The following is a 23708-nucleotide window of genomic DNA, read 5'->3' on the forward strand; positions in this document are numbered from 1 at the left end:
ATCCGGGAAGACGGCATTCCAGTAGATGCAAATGCATCGGCTGTACGTCCAGATCCGTTGGAGCGAGGCTTGCCCGCGAATACGTCAGTTCTGGTAGTGCATATGGCGACTGGAAATCCCCGTTCGCGGGCAACCCTCCAACAGATGCTAATCCAGCTTACGCAGCAGATACGTATCCATGATCCAGCCTTTGTCCTGACGCGCCTTCTGCCTGACGTCCTTGATGCGTTCGCAGACGTCATCCAGCTCGCCAGCAATAAGAATCTCGTCAGCGGTGCCCAGATACGCCCCCCAATAAATATGCAGGCCCTGGCCGACAAACCGTTCGAAAGTGCAATGGGCGTCCAGCATCACCAGCACGTTGTCCACGTTCGCCCCCTGCTCCGCTGCCAGGCGTCGCCCGGTGGTGATGTGGATAGGTTCGCCTACCCGGTTCAGCGCTATGCGGTGTTGCGCCGCCAGGACCTGAACGCTGGAGATGCCCGGAATGACCGCGTAATCGAATTCGATCAGTCCTCGGCTCAACACTCGCTCAAGGATGCGCAGCGTGCTGTCGTAAATCGACGGATCGCCCCACACCAGAAACCCGCCCGTTTCATCAGCCTTGAGTTCATCGTCTATCAGACGCTCGAACAACACCGCACGCTGCTCGTGCCAGCGCTCGACGCCGGCCTCATAGGAAAGCGGATCGGCTTCACGCTGCGGGTCCTGGACGACGACAAATCGGTAATCGGGATCGGTAATATAGCGCTGGCAGATCTCCTTTCTCAGCCTGAGCAGGTCATCGTCGGCATAACCTTTATCCAGAATGAAAAACACCTTGGCCCGATTCAGCGCGTTAATGGCCTGAACAGTGATGTGTTCGGGATGACCCGCGCCAATGCCGATCAGAAGGACAGTTTTCATTGCTTGCATCCCGCAAATGTACAGGCATTGCCTAGCGCCGCTGGCGTAGGCACATTAGTCACTTGGCAACTCTTTGAACGGCCGCCGCATGACAAAAACAACAAGAGTCACCGATCCTTCCTACGAACTGATGGACGATCACAACGGGTTGTCGATTATCTATCGCGAACACGGCTTTCCTTGTCCGCTGGTGCGCTGGCACTTTCATAAAGAATATGAGCTGCACCTGATCGTTGCCAGTTCGGGAAAAGTCTTCGTCGGCGATTACATTGGTAATTTTTACCCGGAAAGCCTGTTCCTCACCGGGCCAAACCTGCCACACAACTGGATCAGCCAGATTGAGGAAGATCAAGTCATCCCCAAGCGCGACATGCTGGTGAATTTCACCGATGAGTTGTTCGAAAGCGGCAATCAGGTCTTCGCCGAACTCAAAACCCTGACGCCCCTGCTGGAACGCGCACAATCGGGCATTGAATTCCGCTGCAGACGCACCATTCGCCAAGCCATGAAGTTGATGCAGAAAATCGCCGACGCCAAGGGCATCAGCCGTCTCGGGCACTTTTTTATCCTGCTGGAGCTACTGGCCGCCAGCGACGATTACCAGCTGCTGTCCGGCAGCACCTGCGCGCAAATGGCCGACGAGCACAGTATCGATCGGACCAACCGCGCCGTTGACTATATTTTTGCCCACTACGCCCGGGAACTGCCCCTGGAGGAAGTCGCCGATTATCTGGGCATGAAGCCCGCGTATTTCTCTCGGGTCTTCAAACAGGCAACCGGGCGCTGTTTCGTCGAGTTCGTCAATCGCCTGCGGATCAGCAAATCCTGCGAACTGCTCGCCGACGGCGACAAACCGGTCACCGATGTGTGTTTCGAATCCGGCTTCAACAATATTTCCAACTTCAACCGACGCTTTCAGCAGCTCAAAGGCATGACGCCTTCGCATTATCGCCGTCTGGCCGTTCAGCGCCTGACCGAGCAGAACCTGTACTGATTCACCCCTCGCCAATCCTCATCGTCTACGCTCAAACAGCGCTATTGGCTGTTGCAGCGTGGTAGGGAAAGCTTTCGTCCCGCTCACGGAGTGCAAAATAGTATCAGTTGCAGTGCGGCGCAGGATTTGTCATTGCGTCTGCGTCCCGTTGTAATCAGTACACATCTTCCTTGCCTCCGGAAGAGACAAAAACAATAACCGACCTTCTGCAGCTCAATGGGCGAGGAAGAGGAGTGATCGATGAAGACCTCAGCAAAACTGCTACTTGCAAGCACCTGCCTGACGCTCAGCGGCTTGGTCAGCGCCGGCACCGTAACCATCGCAACCGTCAACAACAGCGACATGATCCGCATGCAGCGGCTGTCCAAGACCTTCGAAGCACAGCATCCGGACATCAAGCTCAATTGGGTCGTGCTCGAAGAGAACGTGTTGCGTCAACGCCTGACCACCGACATCGCCACCAAAGGCGGCCAGTTCGACGTGCTGACCATTGGCATGTACGAAGCCTCGCTGTGGGGGGCCAAAGGCTGGCTGCAGGAGATGAAGGACCTGCCGGCCAACTACGCGCTGGATGACGTGTTCCCTTCTGTGCGCGATGGTCTGTCGGTCGATGGCAAGCTGTTCGCCCTGCCGTTCTACGCCGAAAGCTCCATGACCTATTACCGCACCGACCTGTTCAAGGCCGCCGGGCTGACCATGCCGGAGCGTCCGACCTGGACGCAGATTGCTGAGTTCGCCGACAAACTGACCGACAAATCCAAAGAACAGTACGGCATCTGCCTGCGGGGCAAGGCGGGCTGGGGCGAGAACATGGCGCTGATCAGCACCGTCGCCAACTCCTTTGGTGGGCGCTGGTTCGACGAGCAGTGGAAACCGCAATTCGATCAGCCCGAATGGAAGAACGCGCTGAATTTCTACGTCAACACCATGAAGAAGTCCGGCCCGCCGGGCGCATCCAGCAACGGCTTCAATGAAAATCTGGCGCTGTTCAACAGCGGCAAATGTGCAATCTGGGTGGACGCCAGCGTCGCCGGTTCTTTCGTCACCGACAAGGCCCAAAGCAAGGTCGCCGATAACGTCGGCTTTACCTACGCCCCCCATGAAGTCACCGACAAAGGCTCAGCCTGGTTGTACTCCTGGGCTCTGGCGATCCCCACCAGCGCGAAAAACCAGGCCGATGCCAAGACCTTCAGCAGCTGGGCGACTTCCAAGGAATACGCCGCACTGGTCGCTGACAAGGATGGCGTGTCCAACGTACCGCCGGGCACCCGGGCTTCCACTTACAGCGACGCGTACATGAAAGCCGCGCCGTTCGCGAAAATCACCCTGGAATCCCTCAAGGCCGTCACACCTAAAGCACCAACGCTCAAGCCCGTGCCTTATGTGGGCATCCAATTGGTGACCATTCCTGAATTCCAGGCAATCGGGACTTCAGTCGGCCAGCAATTCTCTGCTGCGCTGGTGGGTACGACCTCCGTTGACGCGGCTCTCGCTGCAGCCCAGACCTCCACGGAGCGGGACATGAAGCGAGCGGCTTATCCGAAGAAATAGTCGTCACTGACTATCGGTCGGGGGACGCTTGTCCCTCGATACTCTGCTCACTTTTGCACCCAGGTTCGGAGCCATCATGAATACCTCAGCCGCCAGTCCGCGCATGGAATCGTCCAGCGATCAACCACAGACCAAAAAAAGCCATCTGACCAAACCCGGCTGGTTTCTGGTCAGCCCTTCAGTTTTGTTGCTGCTGGTGTGGATGATCGTGCCGCTGGGCATGACCATCTACTTTTCCCTGATTCGCTATAACCTGCTCAACCCCGGCGAGAACGAATTCGTCGGTCTGGAAAACTTCGAATACTTCGTCACCGACAGCGGCTTTCTGCCGGGCGCCACCAACACCGTACTGCTGGTGGGAAGTGTGTTGGCGATCAGCGTGATACTCGGCGTGCTGATTTCGGCATTGCTGGAGGCCAGTGAGTTTTTCGGCCGGGGCATCGTGCGCGTCTTGTTGATTTCACCGTTTTTCATCATGCCCACGGTCAGCGCACTGATCTGGAAGAATCTGATTTTCCATCCGGTGTCCGGCATCCTCGCCGCGGTCTGGAAGTTCTTTGGCGCCCAGCCCATCGACTGGCTCGCGCATTTCCCCATGCTGTCGATCATCATCATCGTCTCCTGGCAATGGCTGCCGTTCGCCATCCTGATTCTGATGACCGCCATGCAATCGCTGGATCAGGAACAGAAAGAAGCGGCGCGCCTGGACGGTGCCGGCCCCATTGCGATTTTCTGGCACCTGACGCTGCCGCACCTGGCCCGGCCAATTGCCGTGGTGGTGATGATCGAGACGATCTTCCTGCTTTCGGTGTTCGCGGAAATCTTCACCACCACCAATGGCGGCCCCGGTTTCGCCTCGACCAACCTGGCGTACCTGATCTACAACCAGGCGCTGCTGCAATTCGACGTGGGCATGGCGTCGGCTGGCGGGCTGATTGCCGTGGTCATTGCCAACATTGCCGCGATCATCCTGATTCGGATGATCGGCAAAAACCTCACCGACAAGTCATGAGGGCCTTGCCATGATGACGCTCAAACAATCCCGCCGTGTGCAAAGCATGTTGCTCGGCACGCTGTGCTGGGCCATTGCGGCGCTGATTTTCTTTCCGATCTTCTGGATGGTCCTGACCAGTTTCAAGACCGAGATCGATGCGTTCGCCACACCGCCGCAGTTCATTTTCACCCCGACCCTGGAAAACTATCTGCACATTCAGGAGCGCAGCGATTACTTCCACTTTGCCTGGAACTCGGTGCTGATTTCTTTCAGTGCCACGGCGTTGTGCATGCTGATCGCAATTCCAGCCGCCTACTCCATGGCGTTCTTTGAAACCAAGCGCACCAAGAGCACGCTGCTGTGGATGCTCTCCACCAAAATGCTGCCGCCGGTGGGCGTGTTGATGCCGATCTACCTGTTGGCCAAGACCTTTGGCCTGCTGGACTCGCGCATCGCGTTGATCGTGATCTACACCCTGATCAACCTGCCCATCGTGGTCTGGATGATTTATACCTATTTCAAGGACATTCCCGGCGAAATCCTCGAAGCGTCGAGGCTGGACGGTGCCAGCACCCGTCAGGAAATCTTCAAGGTGCTGATCCCGATCTGCAAAGGTGGCCTGGCCTCTACGGCACTGTTGTCGCTGATCCTGTGCTGGAACGAAGCCTTCTGGTCGCTGAACCTGACCTCATCGAACGCCGCGCCGTTGACCGCATTGATCGCCTCCTATTCCAGCCCCGAAGGGTTGTTCTGGGCCAAGCTTTCGGCGGTGTCGACCCTGGCCTGCGCGCCGATCCTGATCTTCGGCTGGATCAGCCAGAAACAACTGGTGCGCGGCCTGTCGTTCGGGGCCGTCAAATGAGCAGTTCCAACCTGAATTCCACGCATTTCAAGAACAAGAACAAGAACGGAGGCCACCATGGCTAACCTCAGCATCAGAAATCTGCAAAAAGGCTTCGACGGCCACCAAATCATCAAGGGCATCGACCTGGACGTGAACGACCGTGAGTTCGTAGTCTTCGTCGGTCCGTCTGGCTGCGGCAAATCCACACTGCTGCGTTTGATCGCCGGTCTGGAAGACGTTACTTCCGGGACCATCGAACTGGATGGACGTGATATCACTCAGGTGACCCCGGCCAAACGCGACCTGGCCATGGTGTTCCAGACCTACGCCCTGTATCCGCACATGACCGTGGGCAAGAACCTGTCGTTCGCCCTGGACCTGGCGGGTGGCGACAAGGCCGAGATCAAACGCAAAGTCGACGAAGCCGCGCGCATTCTCGAACTCGGCCCGCTGCTGGAGCGCAAACCCAAGCAACTCTCTGGCGGCCAGCGTCAACGCGTTGCCATCGGCCGCGCCATCGTGCGCAACCCGAAAATTTTTCTGTTTGACGAACCGCTGTCCAACCTCGACGCCGCCTTGCGGGTGCAGACCCGCCTGGAATTGTCGCGCCTGCATAAAGAGCTGCAAGCAACGATGATCTACGTGACCCACGATCAAGTGGAGGCCATGACCCTGGCCGACAAGGTGGTGGTGCTCAACGGTGGCAAGGTCGAGCAGGTCGGCTCGCCGCTGGAGTTGTATCACCACCCGGCCAATCTGTTTGTCGCCGGTTTTCTCGGCACGCCGAAAATGGGCTTCCTCAAGGGCAAGGTCAGCCGTGTCGAGGCCAATGGCTGCGAAGTGGAACTGGACGCCGGCACGCGCATCAGCCTGCCGTTCTCCAATGTGCACATGAGCGTGGGCAATCCGGTGACCCTGGGCATCCGCCCGGAACACCTGAATCTCGCCAAGGAAGGTGATTGCCAGTTGCAGGTAATCGCCGATGTCAGCGAACGGCTGGGCAGCGACACCTATTGCCATGTGCGCACGCACGCTGGCGAGATGCTGACCATGCGTATTCGTGGCGACCTGGCCAGCCAGTATGGCGAGACGCTCAATCTGCATCTGGATAGCGCGCACTGTCATTTGTTCGACGCCCAGGGTCTGGTGATAGCCAAAGCCTTGCAGGTCGCCGCCTAAGTCTTAGAGATCGCTACCATGAAACTAAACAAGCAGAACCTGTCCCAACTGGGCGAAACCATTGCCCTTCCGGCCTACTCTCCGGTTGCGACACGGCAGGGCATTGCCCATATCGGCGTCGGCGGTTTCCATCGGGCGCATCAGGCGTTTTATACCGATGCCTTGATGAACACCGGCGAAGGCCACGACTGGAGCATCTGCGGCATTGGCCTGCGTCCGGAAGATCGAACGGTGCATGACGCGCTGGTCGATCAGGATTTTCTATACACGCTATACGAACTGGGCGACACCCCGGATACCGAAACCCGCGTGATCGGTGCCATCAGCGGCATGTTGCTGGCCGAAGACGGCATCCAGGCCTTGATCGACAAACTCGCCAGCCCGCAGATCCGCATCGTCTCGCTGACCATCACCGAAGGCGGCTATTGCATCGACGACAGCAATGGCGAGTTCATGGCCCATTTGCCGCAGATTCAGTACGACCTCGCCAACCCGGAGCAGCCGAAAACTGTCTTCGGCCTGCTTTGCGCGGCCTTGGGCAAGCGCCGCGCCAGCGGCACGCCCGCCTTCACCGTAATGTCTTGCGATAACCTGCCGCACAACGGCGCGGTGGCGCGCAAGGCGCTGCTGGCATTTGCCGCGCTACGCGATGCGGATCTCCACGACTGGATCGCCGAACAGGTGAGTTTCCCCAACGCGATGGTCGACCGCATTACGCCGATGACCAGCTCAGCGCATCGTTTGCAGCTGGCGGATGACAAAGGCATCGACGACGCGTGGCCCGTGGTGTGCGAACCCTTCGTGCAATGGGTGCTGGAAGACAAGTTCGTGGACGGGCGTCCAGCCTGGGAAAAGGTCGGCGTGCAGTTCACTGATGACGTGACGCCCTACGAAGAAATGAAGATCAAGTTGCTCAACGGCAGCCATCTGGCGCTGACGTATCTGGGCGCGCTCAAAGGTTATCGCTTCGTTCACGAAACCATGAACGACCCGCTGTTCGTGCAGTACATCCGCACTTATATGGACCTGGATGTCACGCCGCAGCTGGCATCGGTCCCCGGGATCGATCTGGAAGGCTACAAAGACACTTTGATCGAGCGCTTTTCCAATCAGGCGATTGCCGACCAGCTGGAGCGGGTTTGCTCCGACGGCTCGTCGAAATTCCCCAAGTTCACCGTGCCGACCATCAATCGCCTGATTCTCGATCAAGGCAACCTTGAGCGGGCGTCATTGGTGGTCGCGGCCTGGGCCGTGTATTTGCAACGCAGCGAAGGTGAAAATGGCGTGCCTTATGCCGTTGTCGATCCCCGTGCCGAGTTCTGCAAGGCGCTGGTGGCCGATGACGTCTTGATCACTCAGCGCTTGCTGGACGTCGAAGAAATCTTCGGCAATGCCATCCCGCAGTCCGCCGAGTTCGTTGCTGCTTTCGAGCACAATCTCAACTGCCTGAAGGAACTGGGGGTCAGCAAGACTCTGGAAAACCTGTTGGCCAAAACTGTCTGAGGCGCCTATGTTTCTCGGAATCGATTGCGGCACCCAAGGTACCAAGGCGATTGTGCTCGACGCCGCCAGCGGCAAGGTGTTGGGCCAGGGTTCTGCGGCCCACAGCATGATCAGCGGCGCCAACGGGCGCCGCGAACAGGACGTGCAGCAATGGCTCGGGGCTTTTGAACAAGCGACCCGGGACGCACTGATCCAGGCTGGCATTTCCGGTGCCGAGATTCAGGGGATCGGCGTTTCCGGTCAGCAACATGGCCTGGTGCTGCTCGACCGCCAGGGTCAGGTGTTGCGCCCGGCCAAACTCTGGTGCGACACCGAAACCGCGTCGGAAAACGACCGACTGCTGGAGTACCTTGGCGGCGAAAGCGGCTCGCTGGCGCGCCTAGGAGTTGCCATTGCGCCGGGTTATACGGTGTCCAAATTGTTGTGGACGCTGGAACAACATCCCGGCGTCTTTGAGCAAATAGACAAGATTCTGTTGCCCCATGACTACCTCAACTACTGGCTGACCGGCCGTTGCTGCAGCGAATACGGCGACGCATCGGGTACTGGCTATTTCAACGTACGCACCCGGGACTGGGATTTGCCGCTGCTGGAACACATCGACCCCAGCGGCCGCTTGTGCCGGGCATTGCCCGAGTTGCTGGAAGCGCAGCAACCGGTCGGACAGATCTTGCCGCACATCGCGCAGTTGCTGGAGCTGAACCCCTCGGCGCTGGTTTCCAGCGGCGGCGGCGACAACATGATGGGCGCCATTGGCACCGGCAACATTCAACCAGGCGCGATCACCATGAGCCTCGGCTCGTCCGGCACCGTCTACGCCTTCGCCGAGCAGCCAACGGTCAGCGAACAGCCTTCAGTCGCGACGTTCTGTTCGTCATCCGGCGGCTGGCTACCGCTGATTTGCACCATGAATCTGACCAATGCCAGCAGCGCCATTCGCGAACTGTTGGGGCTGGATATCGCAGCCTTCAACGAGGCGGTCAGCCAGGCACCAATCGGCGCCGAAGGTGTGCTGATGCTGCCGTTCCTCAACGGCGAGCGCGTGCCCGCCCTGCCCCACGCCACCGGCAGCATTCTGGGTCTGGACAGCACCAACCTGACCCGGGCCAATCTCAGTCGCGCCGTGGTTGAAGGCACCACATTCGGCTTGCGTTACGGCCTGGACCTGTTGCGCGCCAGCGGCATCCGCAGTGAGAACATTCGGCTGATCGGCGGCGGCGCGAAAAGCGCCGTGTGGCGGCAGATCGTCGCGGACATCATGAACACTCCGGTCATCTGCACCGAACACAGCGAGGCGGCTGCACTCGGGGCGGCGATTCAGGCGGCCTGGTGCTTTTCCCGAGCGACCCACGGCGAAGAAAGTCTCGAACAACTGTGCGTGCGCTGCGTCAGCCTGGATTCGGCCAGTGAAACCCGTCCACACGAGCAAAATGTCGCGGCTTATCAACGCGTCTATGAGCGCTATCGCAGCCAGCTGCAGGTCGGTTGACGGCGCTGGCGCACTATTTTCAGGGAGCACCTATGTATCTGGTTTGTGGCGAAGCGCTGTTCGATTTTTTCAGCCAGCCAGGCAGCGCTGGCAAGAGCAACACACTGGGCTTTCAGGCGATTGCTGGAGGTTCGCCGTTCAACGTCGCCGTCGGCTTGCGCAGGCTGGGTGTGGACTCCGGTTTCTTTGCCGGACTGTCAACGGACTATCTTGGCCGGCGGCTGCGCACCGTTCTGGATGAAGAAGGCGTACGTGCCGACTATCTGGTGAATTTCGATGCACCTACGACGCTGGCCATGGTTGCCGTGGGTGCCGACGGCTCGCCCCACTACAGCTTTCGTGGCGAAGGCTGCGCAGACCGACAATTACGACTCGGGGATCTACCGGAACTGAGCGACGAGGTACGCGGCATACACGTGGGCTCGTTTTCACTGGTGGTTCAGCCGATAGCCGACACCTTGCTGGCGCTGGTTGCACGCGAAAGTGACCAACGCTTGATTACGCTGGACCCTAACGTGCGCCTCAATCCCGCCCCTGACATCACTCGCTGGCGCGAACAGATCAGCACCTTTGCCGAGCATGCGCACATTATCAAGGTCAGCGACGAAGACCTGGCGCTGCTCTATCCAGGACGCAGCCCTGAAGACATCGCGCAAAGCTGGCTCGCCAAGCGCTGCCAACTGGTCGTCCTGACGCGCGGCACCCAAGGCGCGAGCATCTTCACCCGCCAGCACGGCAGTTGGTCGATTCCGGCAGAGACAGTGATTACTGCCGACACCGTCGGCGCGGGCGACACCTTTCAGGCAGCCTTGATAACGTTCCTCACCGAACGCCAACTCGACAGCCCGGCCAGTTTGCCGTCGTTATCTCGGGAAACCCTGGATGAGATGCTCAGGTTTGCAGTGAAAGCCGCAGCGCTGACCTGCACCAAGGTCGGCCCGGATTTGCCGTATCGGCAGCAGTTGGGTTAGCGACACAGGAGCCGTTGGAGCGAGGCTTGCCCGCGAATCGGCCGTAGGAGCAACTTTAGTCGTGAAGGCGTCAATTGCCTTCCCGGCTAAAGCCGGTCCCACAGCAAGCCTCGCTCCAACGAGCCTGCGTTTGTTCAGAAACGCTTTAAACCAACGCCAACCTGGCCGCCAGAATCTTGCCGTTGATATCGGCAGTCGCTGTCTGTTGCTGTTCTTTCAATGCAGCTTGAAGCTTGTTGTCGACGGACAGTTTCTGTTCCGGCGACATGGCTTCGTACTCTTCCTTGCTCACCCCTGTCAGCTTCTCGCGCATCTGCTCGGCAGGCGAGAGATTCATGAAGTCCATGAACTGCTGTTGCGCCGAGGAAGTCGAAGACGTCGCTGCAGCCACATCGGCCTCACTGGTCACGGCTGAATCCCTGGCGGCAATGCTGGTATCAACGGCAATAGGCGTGAATGCGGCTTGCGCATCCGCCGCTTGAGTCGACGCCTTCAAGTTCACCAACAACTTGGCGAACGCTTCGTCGAAGGTTGAATCCTTGCTGCTGTCGCTGGTGTTTTCGCTGACTGCGTCCACGGCCGGAACCGGACTGGCCGCTGCGACCGGGACGGCGAATGCGTCCTTGGACACGTCCTCCTGGGTCTTGCGCCCCACCACTTGTGATACCAAATGATGGAGCGTGCTGATGCTGGCTGTATTCATCGCTCACCTCCTGCTGCAAAGTGCAGTACGTATAACGCAGCAAAACCAGTGCCACTTCATAATCCTCGCTACAGGCCTTTGATTACGGGGGCTTCAATGCCGCGCCTACGGCATTTGGGTCAGGCCGAGCGGCAAAGGGCAACCGCAAGTGGCAGCGCAATGCCGCAGAGGTCACTGGACGAAATCATCACTCAGGAACAATTGCTCCTGTGGCAAAGGTACGGAGAAGTAATACCCCTGCGCCTGACCTGCACCGATTTCACGCAACAGGTCGAGGGTCGCTTCGTCCTCGACGCCTTCCGCCACAACAGTCAAATCCAGAGACTGCGCCATGCGCACAATGGCCCGCACGATAGCCCGGCTACGCGCACTGGTGGTGAGTTCTAGAATGAACGACTTGTCGATTTTCAAGCCGCTGAAATGATACTGATGCACGTAGCTGAGCGACGAGAAGCCAGCGCCGAAATCGTCCAGTACCACTGACATGCCGTGGTCCGCCAACTGTTTCATGGATTGCCGGGCGAGTTCCGGCTCGGCAACCAGCGCGCCTTCAGTCAGCTCCAGGCAAATTCTCGACGGAGCCACCTGGTAGCGTTGCAACATGTCCAGCAGCTCCCCGGCAAACTCGGGGCGGGTAATGCTGTAGCTGGAGCAGTTCACGTGGACGGTCGGCCAATGACTATTGGCCGGCTGCGCCAGGATGGCGATGACGCACTGCAACATGTATTGATCCAGCCGCCCGATCAGCCGCAAGCCTTCAAGTGCCGGCAGGAAATGACCAGGAGCGACCACTCGGCCGTCAGGCTGGCGCCAGCGAATGAGTGCTTCGAGGGCCAACACTTTGCCGGTTTCAATACCGATGATCGGCTGGAAATACGGAATCAGCTCGTCAGTGCGCTTGAGCGCATTGCGCAGCGCGCCTTCCTGCTCGACCTGATCGGAGACTTCCCGGCGCAGCTCCTGATTGAACACTGCGTAACTGTCACGCCCGCCATTCTTGACCCGGTACATGGCCACATCAGCGTCGCGCAGCAGATCCGTGGGCTCGTGATGGAATTGACTGTCGGCACCGACGATGCCGATGCTGCACGATGAAAATACCGCATGCGCGTCCACACGAAATGGCAGATCGAAAGCCTGGAGGATTCGTTGCGCAATACCCACGGCCATATCCAGCGTTGCGCTGACCGCCAGCACGGCAAACTCGTCGCCACCCAATCGCGCCAGCAAGTCGCTGTCACGCATGCAACTGCGCAGACGGTCCGCTGCCTGGGTCAGCAGCAAGTCACCGAAATGATGACCGAGGCTGTCGTTGACCAGCTTGAAGCGGTCCAGGTCGATGAACATCACCACCATCGGCTGGCCGTGGTCACGGAAATCCTGCCAGGCGGCATGCAGGCGTTGCTGTAGATGGCTGCGGTTAGGCAGGCCCGTCAGGGAATCGTGAGAGTTCTCGTGCTGCAACCTGGCATTGACCTGATCGAGCTCGCGGGTGCGGTCGCGAACCCTGGCCTCCAGGCGCAGGTTGTCGGTGTGCACCGCTTCGGCGGCACTGCGCCGCGACAGCGCAGTGTCGATATGACGCGAAACAAAGGTCAGCAACTCCTGATCGCGCAATGAATAGCTCACCAGCGGCGAATAACTCTGCACGGCGAGCACACCACGTACGTCATCTCCCTCGAACAACGGAATTCCCAACCAGGAGCATGAACGATTGTCTTCGTTGCCTATTTCGATCTCGCCAATTGCTTCAAGACGCAGCGCATCGTCACTATCGATAAGGCAGGCGCGCCGTTGACGGATCACATATTCGGTATAGCCACGCTGGCCCCGCCGGGGCGACGGCCGCTTGGTCAATCGCTCATCAACGTAATAGGGAAAGGTCACTTCGCAGGTGGCGGTGTCGTACAGCGCAATATAGAAGTTCAGGGCAACCAGCAACTCGCCGACAATCAAATGCAGGCTGTGAAACAACTCGGCCATGTCGCCCGGCTGACTCGATAGCTCGGCAATCTGAAACAACGCGCTCTGCAAATGTTCGGCGCGTTCACGGTCCACCACTTCCTGACGCAGCGCGGCGTTGAGCGCGGACAGCTCCTGCGTGCGCAGCAGCACGGTTCGCTCAAGGTCGGCGCGGTGCAGAATACGATCCAGCGCCATGGCCACATGACGCGCGACTGCCTGGAACAGCACCCGATCTTCTGCGCTGTAGACCCGCGACACGTCGTAAACCTGCATGGCCAGCATGCCGAAGACATCGTCGGACGCATTTTTGAGCGGCGCGCCCATCCAGAACTCGGGTCGATGGCCAAGGCAGAAAAACTTCTCCTCTTGGCGGGCACGCTCGATATCCGCAGCATCGACAAACAGCGGTTGGCCACGGGTCAAGACATAACCAGTCATCGAAAGCTGCGTCGGGTCCAGATATTCGTGCGCTTCAGGCTCAAGAGCATCGACATCGGTGATATCGACGTAATAGGGATAGGTGATTTTGCCGGTGCCCGCATCGTAAAGGGCCAGGTAAAAGTTTTCAGCGTCGATAAGCGTGGCGAGTTCTTTGTGTACGCCCTCCAGAAACGCGCCGCGATGTCGGGTGGTACTGGCCAGATAAGTGATTTCGTACAGCACTCGCTGGGTGATCTGCGCGCGCGCCAGCGCCTGGGTCTGCAATTGATAACCAACCTGCAACGCCAAAGTGGCCAGTTCCGGACTAGCACACTGCGCCTGCGGTGCCAACAGCCAGCCCAGCGCCTCTTCACCCCTGCCGGCCGGCCAACGGTGCAATCGCTGAGTCCGGCACAGCGCCTCAAGCTGGTCGGCCGCAATACTTGCAGGCCAATCGGGCGCAGGCAACGCCGATCCATGGCCCAACAGATACATTGTTTCGCCAGCACCGTAGACGGCCCAGGCGACATCAGGCACCTGACTCTTGGCAGCCAGGAGCAGCGTCTCGATAGTGGCCTGACTCGCTGGGAGAGTTAACGCTTCCATGCTCGCAATCAATTCCGCTGCTGCACCTTTGCCATGGTCGGGACGTCTCTGGTCATGGGCCAAGGGAGGTACATTCATGAAAGCTCCAAAACCAGAAACCGCAAGGGCTTATATTCGCGGCGGGTGTTGGGCGGCGCAAGCGGGATATTCGATTGACCTATAAGAAAATTGAGTTATTTCACTTCTTTATCACTGACGGGCAAAACAATGTCGTAAATGAGCATGGATGGCGTCGGTGGTTGTCAGACTGCAGTTGGGCTTTAGCTGTTATTCCGGAATGGGCGTCGGCAACGCTTCTCCCGCGAAATACGCTGCCAGGTTGCTCAACGTCAGATCGGCCATTGCCTGGCGGGTATCCTGAGTGGCGCTGGCCATATGTGGGGTCAGCAATACGTTATCCAGCCCCAGCAGATCCGGATGAACCCGCGGCTCGTTCTCGAAAACGTCCAGCCCCGCCGCATAGATGCGCTTGTCCCGAAGCGCGGCGGCCAACGCGCCTTCATCGATTACACTGCCGCGACCGACGTTGATCAAAATGCCTTGCGGGCCCAAGGCATTGAGCACATCAGTGTCGACCAGATGCAAAGTCTCTTCACCGCCGCCGACTGCGATCACCAGGAAATCCACTGCCGCAGCGAGGTCGATGACCGAGGCAAAAAAATCATAAGGCACGTCCTGAGGCTTGCGACCGGTGTAAGCGATGCGCATGTCGAACCCCGCTGCACGACGCGCGATTGCCTTGCCGATACGGCCCAGACCAATGATGCCCAGTCGGGCACCGCTGACCTTCCGGGTAAACGGAAACGGCCCGTCCGCCCAGGCACCGGCACGGACGAAGCGGTCAGCGTCGGCGGTGCGGCGGCCGATGCCCAGCAACAAGGCCATGGCGAAATCCGCGACATCGTCGGTAAGCACATCCGGCGTATGCGTCACACGGATGCCCCGCTCCCTGGCGGCCTGGACATCCACGCCGTCGTAACCCACGCCGAATACCACGATAATTTCCAGCAAGGGCAGCTTTTCAATCAACTCGCGGCTAACCCGGGACTCACCATTGGCCAACAGCGCGCGAACACCCAATGCGCTGGCGGGCAGCTCTGCAGGGTTTTCCGTGGCGTCGGTCACTTGGTACTCGACGTGCAAACGCTGAGTCAACAATTCCGGCAACCGGGCGATTTTAAGCACGTGAGATTTCATCAACATTCCCTTGAATAACAGGTTGAGCAACCGTAGGGGTTTTCCCCGTTCCGAGATAAATCCCCAGAACACCGCCGGCCAGCAATGCGCCGGCAACCAGCAGCAAGGCATAGTCGTAGTTGTCGGTGACGTCTTTGATCCAGCCCATCGCAGGCGGCAGGCCCAGGCCAGCCAGGTTGGCAATGGAGTTGATCAACGCAATGGAAACCGCTGCCGCCGGACCGGAGAGGTATTCAGTGGTGGTTGCCCAGAACACTGGCGTCGCCGCCCAGTTGAGGCCCACGGCCAGGACCAGCATCCCGTAGGAAAGCCATTGATTGCCGCTGAACACCGCCAAAGCCAGCAACACCCCGGCACCCAGCAACGGCCCGCCCAAATGCCAGCCGCGCTCATTGGATTTGTCGGAATGACGCCCGTTGAGATACATGAAAATACAGGCGACGAAGAATGGCAGTGCCGACATGACACTCACGGTGAAGGAGCCCTGCTTCGATACCGACTGTACGATCAGCGGCAGAAACAGCGTAATACCGATGGTGCCAAACGCCTGGAGCAGCCAGAACAGGCTGAGTAACCAGACCCGGCGATTGCGGAACGCGACGTGCCAGGCGTCCTTATGAGAAATCGGCGTCGTGGCCTGCTCAGCGGCAATCGTGCGCGCGAGCCATTTTTTCTGCGCCGCATCCAGCCAATGAGTGCTTTCCGGCGAGTCCGGGAGATAACGCAGCACAACAATGCCGAGTATGACCGCCGGAATACCCTCAAGCAGAAACAGCCAACGCCAGCCGCTGACACCCAAGATCCCGTCCATGTGCAGGAACGCGCCGGACAGCGGCAAGCCGATTACCGAGGCCAACGCCGCGCCAATGTAGAAGAACGACATGGCTCTGGCGCGATCAGTCTTCGGGTACCACTGAGACAGGTAATAGATGATACCGGGCGTGAAGCCAGCTTCCGCGGCGCCCAGCAACAGGCGCATGACGTACAGCTGATTGGCGGTCTGCACCAGGCACATCCCTGCGGCGACGATGCCCCAGGTAATCATGATCCTGGCGATCCAGCGGCGCGCGCCGACCTTGGTCAGGATCAGGCTGCTGGGCACTTCGAGCAAAATGTAGGTGAGGAAGAACAGTCCTACGCCCAGCCCGTACATGCGTGCGGTCAGGCCCAGGTCAGCGTTCATCTGCAGTGCAGCGACGGAGATATTCGATTTGTCGATGTAAGCGACCATGTAGAGCAGCATCAGAAATGGAATCAACTTCAAGTTGAGTCTTCCGATGGTGCTGGCATGCAGGCCAGTCTCGATGGGATTGGACATAAACAGCCCTCTGTTGTTTTTTTTGTCTTTATTGTCGGGACCGCTGGCCTTGAAGGCACCAGTCGGCGAAATCCGTTGCAAGCGACCTTAGACGAGATGTTTATTTATTTCAATATATGAATTCATATCCCATTATATGGGATGTGATTTATGGCAGGATTTGTTATTGGGTGTAAGCTCCGATTTCCTTGACCGACTCACAGGTAAATACCCTTATGAACGTTCTACTCGGCCAGTCATTGCGCCGCATGCTTCTGTCCACCGCTGTGCTGACATCTTGTCTGTTGGGTGCCAGCCAGAGCTTTGCGCAGGATGCTCCGGCGCCGAGAGTGGGTGTGCGAGGGACGATCACTGCGCTTGAAGGTGACGTGTTGAAGGTCCGTACCAATCGAGGTGAGGATCTGACCGTAAACTTGCTGAAAGCAACCCAGGTTCGCGGGGTGACGCTGGCCCAGGTCGCCGACATCAAACCGGGCAGTTACATCGGCTCGGCCGCCGTTCCGCTGCCGGACGGCACGCTCAAGGCACTGGAAATCCACGTCTTCCCCCCAGAAATGGCCGGCACCGGCGATGGGCACCGCCCGTTTGATCTGGCCAAGGACAGCACCATGACCAATGGAGCGGTGGGCGATCTGGTTACCAGCAATGGCCGCTCAATCACGGTTAACTACAAAGGCGGGCAGAAGACGATTGTCATTCCTGAGGACGTGCCAATTGTAAATCTGGTCCCGGGGGACAGAAGTTTGCTGAAGCCAGGGGTCAAGGTCGTGATGTTTGCCCAGAAAGCCGCCGATGGCAGCTTGTCCGCGCAGGCGATATCTGCGGGCAAGGACGGCGTTACACCACCGATGTAACCGCTTTTATGCTGGCGCTGCGGGCTCGGAACGGATTTCGGAAATACCGAGCAGCAGCGCCTGCTGCACAATCTCGCCAGGCGCCGAATCAGCAGAAGGCATGATAAGACTGTTTTCCCCATCGCCGAAGTGCAACTGCAGCAGATGCAATGCAGCGACATGCGCGGGCAACGCGGCATCAGGCAGTTCAAATAACTGTTGCCGCTGCTCACCGTTGAATCGATAAGCGACAAGGTGCGTATAAAGCTCAGCCATAAAGAGAGCCTTGATCAGCCCAGAGCCAGACCGAAATGATCCGAGCGCTTGAGGAATGCAGCCAATCTACCGAACGAGGTGCTCTGGCGCATGGATGCCGCCTCCCAGACAGGACCTGTCGTCTGGTGGGAACAAACCATACCCATCATCACTGAAGTGGAGTCGTCCAGTTCTACCATCAACGCATTTGCCTGACTTTGAAAATCGTTCCGAAACGTCATAACAGTTCCATCCATTCAAGCGCATTTCGTAGCCGACGGCAGCTTTGTGACTGCCCTGTAATTGATATGGACACCCCCATCTATCGTTTGGCAGAAGTTGTCCGATGACCGGTCGCCACCGGTCATAGAGCGCCCGCCTGCTCTATCCCGCGCGCCACACCCAACTGCAGTTTGCTGTTACTCAAGTGAGTCAGCGCTTCGTCCCTGCGCGCTTGACACGCACTTTTCCGGGGCGCGGAATCATTGTTCTCGTTGAAAACAGGGAGATATCACATGGCTAAGATCAAGGTGTTAGCGGGTGACTTTCTTCAGGGTGATGGGGAGTATATTTGCGGCGCAATCAGAATCGAGACGCCCCTGCATCCCTGGCCTGGTATCCAGATTTCGGGCAAGGCACTCAAATCGGTGGCAATTGCCAGCCAGGTGTCCAGTAAAAGAGTAGAAGACGCCATTGGCCTTGGACTCGCAGGCGCCCTGATGTTGGGCCCGATGGGGGCCGCAGCGGGTCTCATGCTCGCGGGGGAAGAAACAGAAGTGACGTTCTGGGCAACACTCAAGGATGGCAGGAAGTTCCTGGCAGCCACGGATGACCAGACTTATCGCAGAATCGCCAGTTTCGTAGCCAAGCCGGATTACTTGAGCAGTCATGAATAGGAAGATGATGGCGAAGGCTATCCCGGCAGCAATCTGCTCAGAGCGATTTCCCCAGCCCGGCCTTAAACCGGGCTTTTTTTTGCCGAAAATACATATGCACCGCTCTTGGCATCATTAATGCTTTTACAATTAATGTGAAGGATTTATGACAGTGAAGTTATAACCGTGAACTGACTGATTTACCTTCGAACACAGCACGTACAAGCAAACGACCCGCAGTGACCATTGGTCGTGTGAAAAGGTAGAGCAGACGATGAAAGAACGAGCCACAGTGATTTGCAACCGGGATGGCATGATTCTCTATGTGCGCAAACCGAAATCAAGATGGGCATTGCCTGGCGGTAAAATCGAGACCGGCGAAACGCCTGAACAGGCAGCGATCCGGGAATTGAGTGAGGAAACCGGTTTGGAGGATCTGGAATTGATCTATCTGGCCGAGTACGGAAAAGACAAAGTCATTCATCACATTTTCATGGCAATGGTCTCGGCGTCTGCCAAGCCCTCACCTCAAAATGAAATCGCGGCCTGCAAGTGGCTGCACATGAAAAACGTCAGCGATCTGAATGCCAGTTCAGCGACCAAGGCCATCGTTAAATCTTACGCGAGGCAAGCGGGTTGAAATAAACCCGCTTGCCTGGCGCATATCATCGCTTATGCGATTTCATGCCGGGCTTGCCATGTTCCACCACTGCCGGGACAGAACATGGGCTAACAATCAGAAACGGAAGGCTTGGCGACCAATCAGTAACCACTTGCCACCCTGCTTCTGCCAGATCTGGAAGTTCTCGATCTCGGTCGGCACCAGCTTCCCGCTGTTGATGGCCTGAGCGGAGAAGTGATTGCGCACCAGAGCAACGTCGTTGGACAGGGTGATTTTCTGATTGAGCATCTTCAGTTCCTGAAACGCGCTCTTGCCTGTCTCGATATCGGCGATGAATGCTTTCTTGTCTTGAATGGTGCCGCTGGAGTGACCATAAGTCAGGTTGTCCGCTGTCAGCGCCTGCAGTTCGGCTATGTCTTTGTGCCACATCGCCTGGGTCAGTTTATCTACCGCTTTTTCAACATCAGCTTCGTCAGAGGCGTGAGCGGTGGCTACGTAGCCGCCGAACAGACACAAAAAACCGAGCAGCAGTTTGTAGTTCTTCATCGATGATTCCTTATTGTTGTGATGACGCAGAGATGTAACAGATTTATACGACGTCATACAACATAGCAGATCCGATGCAGGTGGCAAGGGTCAGCGCTGACGCCAGACCGCTACGTCGGCGGAATCGTCGCAAGCATGGCGATGCCAATGGTCAACACCAGAAATCCAATCATGAAAAACGCAAGCTTGGCCATCATGTCTCCTACTCAAATGACAGGTTGTCGGCACAGCCAACTTTGCATTTCTGAAATTTGATCAGTTGCTCAAGCGGCCTGGCGGGACCATTGTCCGAGCGGAGCGGGTTTCGAAACAGATGCAGGTGATGAGAATAAATACGGCGCACGTTGAGCGAGCGTGGCGGATATACGGGTGTCTATACTTGAAAGTCCGGCGGTGAAAATCGATTGCTCAAGGCCGTCCACAACGAAGGGCCAACCTTTCAGTTAGCCCTTCCTGTCCGCCCAGCAGGGAGTAGACGCCATCAACGCGAGCATGCACCAATAACAGCGTCAACTTATCTTGAGTGCGACGTGGCCCTTATTGTTGTCGTAGCAGTTCCAGGCATCATTGGCGTACGCATATAAGTACCCCGAGCGTTTCGGTGTATAGGGACATCCGAGTCCAATCACAAAGGACTCGGGCTTTATCAGATACCCTTTCCATCCACTCCATCACTGTTGGCAATGGCGCCCACCAGACAAAACCACGGGTACGGCTCGAATTGGCGTGCCGCACGATAGGGCGATGACTGATGGGTGGGTCCTGTTGACGCTGCAAAGCGGAAGAGTGAAAGCCCGCGGCATCACCCGTGAGATGCGAAATACTTCGAGGAATCGTGGGTAACACACCAAACACACCATCACAGGAGTCATGCATCATGTCGTGGTAGTCCGGCGTGATCTGCGCGACTGCCTTGTTGAATTCAAGCCCGCATTGCGCGGCCTCGTCGATCATCCATTTCAATGCACCGTCGGCCAGACCATCTAACGTGGTCGCCTGCCACCTCGGACATGGAGGAGCGCGCTGACCACTTATATCCAGCGATGGATAGATCCAAGTTTAGGCAGTAGCAGGCGTCAAGGATGTGCCCGTCGCCAAAGACCGGGGTTTTGCAAATCCATCCCAAACGCCGCCCACAAAAAAAGGCCAACCTTTCGGTTGACCTTTCTAGACCGCCCAGCAGAGAGCGGATTTGTTTGGTAGGCGCGATCAGACTCGAACTGACGACCCCCACCATGTCAAGGTGGTGCTCTAACCAACTGAGCTACGCGCCTGCTGTGGGTCGGCATTCTACGGATATCTAAATGTGTGTCAACACCTATTTTCACGCTAACTCTATGAATATGCGTATTTTTTACGATTTCCGGTTTTCGCCTTTAATACGTCGCTGGCTGGTGCAGTTTTTTGATCTCCGGTAGGATCGGTCCATTCGTAAAATATATTAAACGGAGGTTAAAGGATGGCGAACACTCTTTATCCGCAGTCCTATTACGCAGCTTCGGCCAATCCAGCTCCGCCTCGCCCTCAACTGCAGGGCGAGGTAGAAACAGACGTGTGCGTGATTGGCGCGGGATATACCGGCTTGTCCAGCGCGCTCTTTCTACTGGAGCACGGTTTTCGGGTAACGGTGCTGGAGGCGGCCAAGGTTGGCTTCGGCGCGTCGGGGCGCAATGGCGGACAAATCGTCAACAGTTACAGCCGTGATATCGATGTTATCGAGCGCACAGTCGGGCCTGGACAGGCGCAGTTGCTGGGGCAGATGGCGTTCGAGGGCGCTACGATCATTCGTGATCGGGTTGCCAGGTATCAGATCCCGTGCGACTTGAAGGACGGCGGTGTCTTCGCCGCGCTGACACCCAAGCAAATGGGCCACCTTGAAGCGCAGAAGCGGCTTTGGGAGCGCTACGGCCACACTCAACTGGAGCTCATGGATCAAGCCCGCATTCGGGAAGTGGTGGCATGCGACCAATATATTGGCGGCTTGCTGGACATGAGTGGCGGGCACATCCATCCGTTGAATCTTGCACTGGGGGAAGCCGCTGCGGTGGACTCCCTGGGCGGCACGATTTATGAGCAGTCGGCTGCCATTCGCATCGAGCGCGGCGCCAACCCTGTCGTGCATACCGCCGAGGGCAAGGTTCGCGCCAAGTTCATCATTATCGCGGGCAACGCGTATCTGGGTAATCTCGTCCCTGAACTGGCCGCCAAGTCCATGCCCTGTGGCACGCAAGTCATTACCACCGAGCCGTTGAGCGACGAGCTGGCGAACACGCTTCTGCCGCAGGATTACTGCGTCGAAGACTGTAATTATCTACTGGACTACTACCGTCTTTCAGCGGACAAACGCCTGATCTTTGGCGGTGGAGTCGTATATGGCGCCCGTGATCCAGCCAACATCGAAGCAATCATCCGGCCAAAGATGCTCAAGGCTTTTCCGCAGCTCAAGGACGTGAAAATTGACTACGCCTGGACCGGAAATTTCCTGTTGACGCTATCCCGTCTGCCTCAGGTCGGGCGGCTTGGCGACAACATTTATTACTCTCAGGGTTGCAGCGGTCATGGCGTGACCTACACGCATCTGGCGGGCAAAGTGCTGGCCGAAGCGTTGCGCGGTCAGGCCGAACGCTATGATGCATTCGCCGGACTGCCGCACTACCCTTTCCCCGGTGGCAAGTTGATGCGTACGCCACTGACTGCTCTGGGCGCCTGGTATTACGGCCTGAGAGACAAACTGGGTTTTTGAGGCATCGAGAGCGGCGCGATGCGCAGCTCAAACTCAATTAACAACCTGGCGGGCCTTCAATGTCTTGATCGCCTCGCCTGCTGCCTGTTCCTGACCCGCCTGAGCCAGATCTTCCGCCGCCTTTACCCAGCGTTGCTCGTTCAGGTTGGCAGGCAACTGACGCGGACTCTGGATCAACACCGCCCAGCTTCCTGCGTTCGACCAGGCCGATGAGAAACTGCTGAAACTCATCAGGAGACGACGGTTCATGCCCGCATGCAGCAGCACCGTCTGCTTGATCCGGTTGTAGCCCACCAGCACCGCGTAGCGCGGCTCTTTGAGGACGGTGCCCTCGGAAAAGCGCAGCATGACCGGATACCCGGCAGAAATTTGCGTCAACAACGATTGCAAGCCGTCATCCAGGGGATACACGAGGAAACCGTACTCGCGCGCCAGCTTCGGCATACTTTGCTCAAGCCTGCCCTCGCCGCTTGGCAACTGCAGTGGTTTGTCGAGCAAACCCGGGGTTATCTGGACACGCTGATTGGCCAACATGCTGGCCAGCGCGCCTGGTCCGCTTTGAAAAGCATTGCCGCGAAAGAACGGCACGTTATTAAGCTCAACCCGATCCGGCAGGCGCTGGATTTCAGGCGTAAGAGCTGATGCGCAGCCGACCAGATTCAAGACAATGGCAACAGCCAGAACTTTCCATTTCGTGCCAACCCTGGGTGATCGGAGTAATACCGGTAGCATGTTCACTCACTTCAACAGACGTCGGCCACCTGCGGCCTGACTCGAACGCCGATCATAGGGCGACACAGCGCACTGGTATAGCCTGATAGCGCAGTCAGGGCGGCTGGCTATGCGAAATTGATCCTGAGTTCGAGACCATTGGTCAATTTACCGAAACATGCCGGGGACTAAACTGTCGATTAGAAGGACTGGATAGAAAGCAAGTCCGTGGAGGACTTATGAGCCTGGGAATGACAATCGTGATGCTGATCGCCGCATGGATGGCTGTTGCCACCGCCATGCTCTGGGGTGTGATGCGAATTTCTCGGCGTCATCATCACCGTGACACCAGTGTTGCACCTGTCAAACGCGAAAAGCCAGGAAAAGGCCCCCACGCGGCCGCCCATTGATCTCAACGTGAAAAGGTCGGCGGCGGATTTCAACCGCGCCGACCTCTTCTGTTACTGCCTGATTTACTGCTCC

22 protein-coding genes and 1 tRNA gene are annotated in these 23708 nt (G+C 57.7%); 13 read left to right on the top strand and 10 right to left on the bottom strand.

The features are described from left to right. Positions 1–147: 147 nt before the first annotated feature. The gene (gene cobF, locus ACP7E4_RS00905; RefSeq protein ID WP_426110787.1) at positions 148–906 is read right to left on the bottom strand and encodes a precorrin-6A synthase (deacetylating); all 759 of its coding nucleotides are present in this window, start codon (positions 904–906) and stop codon (positions 148–150) included. 88 nt (positions 907–994) lie between these two features. Here cobF and ACP7E4_RS00910 point away from each other — a divergent pair, with 88 nt between their 5' ends. The 8 genes from ACP7E4_RS00910 to ACP7E4_RS00945 all read left to right on the top strand — a co-directional run bounded on the left by ACP7E4_RS00910 (position 995) and on the right by ACP7E4_RS00945 (position 10431). Continuing rightward, entirely contained in the window at positions 995–1900 is a 906-nt protein-coding gene (locus ACP7E4_RS00910) for an AraC family transcriptional regulator (protein ID WP_426110789.1), read from the top strand. A 240-nt stretch (positions 1901–2140) separates the two neighbouring features. Further along, positions 2141–3451, top strand: coding sequence for an ABC transporter substrate-binding protein (locus ACP7E4_RS00915; protein ID WP_426110791.1), 1311 nt, complete (start codon positions 2141–2143; stop codon positions 3449–3451). A 103-nt stretch (positions 3452–3554) separates the two neighbouring features. Continuing rightward, positions 3555–4463 (top strand): carbohydrate ABC transporter permease, encoded by a 909-nt coding sequence (locus tag ACP7E4_RS00920; protein ID WP_426111489.1) that lies wholly within the window; start codon positions 3555–3557, stop codon positions 4461–4463. Positions 4464–4473: 10 nt separating this feature from the next. Beyond that, positions 4474–5307, top strand: a complete 834-nt coding sequence (locus ACP7E4_RS00925; protein ID WP_426110793.1) for a carbohydrate ABC transporter permease — start codon at positions 4474–4476, stop codon at positions 5305–5307. Between the two features lie 57 nt (positions 5308–5364). Further along, positions 5365–6468 (top strand): ABC transporter ATP-binding protein, encoded by a 1104-nt coding sequence (locus ACP7E4_RS00930; protein ID WP_426110795.1) that lies wholly within the window; start codon positions 5365–5367, stop codon positions 6466–6468. Positions 6469–6486: 18 nt separating this feature from the next. Continuing rightward, positions 6487–7971 carry a mannitol dehydrogenase family protein gene (locus ACP7E4_RS00935; protein ID WP_426110797.1) on the top strand — a complete coding sequence of 495 codons (1485 nt, stop codon included), beginning with the start codon at positions 6487–6489 and terminating at the stop codon, positions 7969–7971. Between the two features lie 7 nt (positions 7972–7978). Next, positions 7979–9460: a xylulokinase gene (gene xylB / locus ACP7E4_RS00940; protein WP_426110799.1), complete on the top strand. Its 1482-nt coding sequence runs from the start codon at positions 7979–7981 to the stop codon at positions 9458–9460. Positions 9461–9492: 32 nt separating this feature from the next. Further along, a complete protein-coding gene (locus ACP7E4_RS00945) occupies positions 9493–10431 on the top strand; it encodes a carbohydrate kinase family protein (RefSeq protein ID WP_426110801.1) in 939 nt (312 codons plus the stop codon). A gap of 145 nt (positions 10432–10576) precedes the next feature. Here ACP7E4_RS00945 and ACP7E4_RS00950 read toward each other — a convergent pair whose 3' ends face one another. The 4 genes from ACP7E4_RS00950 to ACP7E4_RS00965 all read right to left on the bottom strand — a co-directional run bounded on the left by ACP7E4_RS00950 (position 10577) and on the right by ACP7E4_RS00965 (position 16640). Then, positions 10577–11134 carry a hypothetical protein gene (locus ACP7E4_RS00950; protein WP_426110803.1) on the bottom strand — a complete coding sequence of 186 codons (558 nt, stop codon included), beginning with the start codon at positions 11132–11134 and terminating at the stop codon, positions 10577–10579. Between the two features lie 171 nt (positions 11135–11305). Further along, entirely contained in the window at positions 11306–14203 is a 2898-nt protein-coding gene (locus ACP7E4_RS00955; RefSeq protein WP_426110805.1) for a sensor domain-containing phosphodiesterase, read from the bottom strand. A gap of 189 nt (positions 14204–14392) precedes the next feature. After that, positions 14393–15322: a 2-hydroxyacid dehydrogenase gene (locus ACP7E4_RS00960; protein WP_426110807.1), complete on the bottom strand. Its 930-nt coding sequence runs from the start codon at positions 15320–15322 to the stop codon at positions 14393–14395. Next, complete coding sequence (locus tag ACP7E4_RS00965) at positions 15303–16640, bottom strand: MFS transporter (protein WP_426110809.1); 1338 nt, start codon at positions 16638–16640, stop codon at positions 15303–15305. Before ACP7E4_RS00965 ends, ACP7E4_RS00960 begins: the two co-directional genes overlap by 20 nt. A gap of 215 nt (positions 16641–16855) precedes the next feature. On the opposite strand from ACP7E4_RS00965, the gene ACP7E4_RS00970 reads away from it, so the two are divergent. After that, positions 16856–17494: a hypothetical protein gene (locus tag ACP7E4_RS00970; protein WP_426110811.1), complete on the top strand. Its 639-nt coding sequence runs from the start codon at positions 16856–16858 to the stop codon at positions 17492–17494. Between the two features lie 6 nt (positions 17495–17500). Here the strand turns inward: ACP7E4_RS00970 and ACP7E4_RS00975 are convergent, their stop codons facing one another. Next, a complete protein-coding gene (locus ACP7E4_RS00975) occupies positions 17501–17749 on the bottom strand; it encodes a hypothetical protein (protein WP_426110813.1) in 249 nt (82 codons plus the stop codon). Positions 17750–17763: 14 nt separating this feature from the next. Then, positions 17764–17970: a hypothetical protein gene (locus ACP7E4_RS00980; protein ID WP_426110815.1), complete on the bottom strand. Its 207-nt coding sequence runs from the start codon at positions 17968–17970 to the stop codon at positions 17764–17766. A gap of 273 nt (positions 17971–18243) precedes the next feature. Between ACP7E4_RS00980 and ACP7E4_RS00985 the strand changes: the two genes are divergently transcribed. Continuing rightward, positions 18244–18624: a hypothetical protein gene (locus ACP7E4_RS00985; protein WP_426110817.1), complete on the top strand. Its 381-nt coding sequence runs from the start codon at positions 18244–18246 to the stop codon at positions 18622–18624. A 253-nt stretch (positions 18625–18877) separates the two neighbouring features. Continuing rightward, on the top strand, positions 18878–19243 hold the full coding sequence (locus tag ACP7E4_RS00990) for an NUDIX hydrolase (RefSeq protein WP_426110819.1): 366 nt from the start codon (positions 18878–18880) through the stop codon (positions 19241–19243). Between the two features lie 96 nt (positions 19244–19339). On the opposite strand, the gene ACP7E4_RS00995 is transcribed toward ACP7E4_RS00990, so the two are convergent. Beyond that, positions 19340–19771 carry a nuclear transport factor 2 family protein gene (locus ACP7E4_RS00995; protein ID WP_426110821.1) on the bottom strand — a complete coding sequence of 144 codons (432 nt, stop codon included), beginning with the start codon at positions 19769–19771 and terminating at the stop codon, positions 19340–19342. Positions 19772–20968: 1197 nt separating this feature from the next. Next, a tRNA-Val gene (locus ACP7E4_RS01000) sits at positions 20969–21045 on the bottom strand. Between the two features lie 185 nt (positions 21046–21230). Here ACP7E4_RS01000 and ACP7E4_RS01005 point away from each other — a divergent pair. Further along, entirely contained in the window at positions 21231–22514 is a 1284-nt protein-coding gene (locus ACP7E4_RS01005) for an NAD(P)/FAD-dependent oxidoreductase (RefSeq protein WP_426110823.1), read from the top strand. Positions 22515–22547: 33 nt separating this feature from the next. Here ACP7E4_RS01005 and ACP7E4_RS01010 read toward each other — a convergent pair whose 3' ends face one another. Next, positions 22548–23246, bottom strand: coding sequence for a peptidase C39 family protein (locus tag ACP7E4_RS01010; RefSeq protein ID WP_426110825.1), 699 nt, complete (start codon positions 23244–23246; stop codon positions 22548–22550). 218 nt (positions 23247–23464) lie between these two features. On the opposite strand from ACP7E4_RS01010, the gene ACP7E4_RS01015 reads away from it, so the two are divergent. Then, positions 23465–23635, top strand: coding sequence for a hypothetical protein (locus ACP7E4_RS01015; RefSeq protein WP_426110827.1), 171 nt, complete (start codon positions 23465–23467; stop codon positions 23633–23635). Positions 23636–23708 lie beyond the last annotated feature (73 nt).

It is taken from the genome of Pseudomonas sp. DSP3-2-3, from assembly GCF_049898225.1.
In the GTDB taxonomy this organism is placed as follows: Bacteria; Pseudomonadota; Gammaproteobacteria; order Pseudomonadales; family Pseudomonadaceae; genus Aquipseudomonas.